Origin of the sequence: Rhodococcus sp. (in: high G+C Gram-positive bacteria) (assembly GCF_049299235.1) — a bacterium.
GTDB lineage: Bacteria > Actinomycetota > Actinomycetes > Mycobacteriales > Mycobacteriaceae > Rhodococcus.
Genome location: NZ_JBAQXC010000066.1, coordinates 1 through 1976 on the forward strand (window position 1 = coordinate 1; position 1976 = coordinate 1976).

Genomic DNA, 1976 nt, shown 5'->3' on the forward strand with positions numbered 1-1976 from the left:
CCGTGGTGCTGGCCGTCCCGGAACCGGTGGCGGTGGCGGCGATTCCCGTGCTCGGGGGGCTTCTCGCCCCGGGCACGTTGCTCGTCGAAACGTTGTCGGTGAAGTCGGCGGTGCCCGGCGCGCTGCACGCCCACGCCCCGACGGTGCAGGCGCTCGGTGTCAATCCGATGTTTGCGCCCTCGCTGGGGCTGGCCGGCAGGCCCGTCGTCGTGGTCGCGCATCAGCGTGGGCCGGCGGTGTCCGGATTCGTCGCGGACCTGACCCGCTGGGGTGCGCAGGTGGTGGAACTGTCCGCCGACGAGCACGATCGGGTGACCGCGGCGACCCAGGCCCTCACACACGCCGCGGTGCTGGCGTTCGGGTTGGCGTTGGATCGGCTCCGGGTCCCGGACGTGTCCGCGGTGACCGCTCCGCCTCCGCATGTGCTGATGCGGGCGTTGCTCGCGCGCGTGGGTACCGGCGCACCGGAGGTGTACCGGGACGTGCAGGCGGAGAACCCTTATGCCGGTGCGGCGCGGCGTGCGTTGCGTGACGGACTCGACGAACTCGAGGCTGCGGTCGCCGCGGACCCGGCCGCGTTCGGCGCGGTGTTGGCACGCGCGCGGCGACCGCTCGGCGACCGCACCGGGCACTACGGTCGGATGTGCGCGCACCTGTTCGCGGACCTACCGCCGACGCCGGATCGACCCGTGCCGGGGGAAACCGGGGTGTCGTGATGGCCGAACCCGAATTCGGCGCGCTGCGGGCCCACCTGCGTCCCCCGTCGTTGCCCGACCACAATCCTGCAGATCCCGTGGAGAATGCTGTGATCCGCGCGCTGACCCGATCCTGGGGTGTCCGTGCCACCGTCAAGAAGCGTGAGCCCGACCTCGACGACCTGTTCGATCCCGCACGCCGTGACTACCCCGATGTGCTGATCCCGTTCCACACCCACCGGCGCTACCGTGATCTCGACGCCGCAGGCCGGGCCCGCCTCCGCGCCTGGGCGTGGATCGCCTACAACAAGAATGTCGTCGACATCGAGCAGTTCGTCGTCAATCCCGGGTTCGCTTCGGTCACCTCCGACATCCTGGGGATCGGCCTGCACGACACGGTCGTGCTGGGGGTGATGCAGGCAATGGTCGACGAGCAGTACCACACGTTGATGCATCACCAGGCGAGTGCGCTGATCCGTCGGCGTCGCGGTTGGGCGCTGCCGGACGCGGCGCTGCCCGCCTCCCGGACCGTGCGCGCACACCGGGATGCGGTCGCACGGGCGGACTCCCCCCGCGCCGAGGCACTGGTCCGTCTCGCCTTCACCACCGTCGCAGAAACCTCGATCAGCGCCTACCTGGCGTTGCTGACCGAGGACGACACCCTGCAACCGGTCAACCGCGCGACCGTGGCATTGCATCGACGGGACGAGTTGTGCCATTCGTCGCTCGCGGCGGAAGTGCTGAAGATCGTCTTCGCGGAGCTGGGACGCACCGATCGTCGGGTACTGCTCGACGCCCTCGCCGCCGGCATCGTCGCGTTCACCGGGAGCGACACCGAAACGTGGGCGTCGATCGTCGGACACGAACGCATTCCCGGTGCGCAGGAGTTGATCGCCGAGACCGCACGTGCTGCCGCAGCGGATCGTGTCGTGCAGGATTGCAGTGCGATTCGGTCGTTGTGTACCGAACTCGGAGTCGCGAACGATCTGCATATCGACTGGTAATTTGCGCGAGTTCGACACGCACACCACCTCGAACGATCGTTTGCGTTCGGACGGGAATGTCGCGAACGATCGTTCGGCGAGAAGGGCCGTCGAGTGAACGAAACCCCGATCGGTCGGAGCCCGGCGAACGGTGGCCGCCCGAAGCAGTACGCGAACAGTGCCGAACGCGCCCGGGCTTGGCGCGAGCGCCGGAAGCGGGACGCGGACGCAGCGAACAGCCCGCCGGGTGCGTCGAGTGCGGCCGCTCCGGTGACCGATGCAGCGTCCGCTGCTGCGC

At 69.4% G+C, this 1976-nt stretch carries 2 protein-coding genes and 1 pseudogene; all 3 read left to right on the forward strand.

Going from position 1 to position 1976, the window contains the following annotated elements:
- A partial coding sequence (locus WAX14_RS03560) for a prephenate dehydrogenase dimerization domain-containing protein (RefSeq protein ID WP_422626717.1) occupies window positions 1-716 on the forward strand: 716 nt, incomplete at its 5' end.
- Window positions 716-1699, forward strand: a complete 984-nt coding sequence (locus WAX14_RS03565) for a diiron oxygenase (protein ID WP_422626718.1) — start codon at window positions 716-718, stop codon at window positions 1697-1699. The genes WAX14_RS03560 and WAX14_RS03565, both read left to right, overlap by 1 nt.
- Before the next feature lie 93 nt (window positions 1700-1792).
- A pseudogene (locus WAX14_RS03570) lies at window positions 1793-1976 on the forward strand (hypothetical protein); the annotation flags it as partial.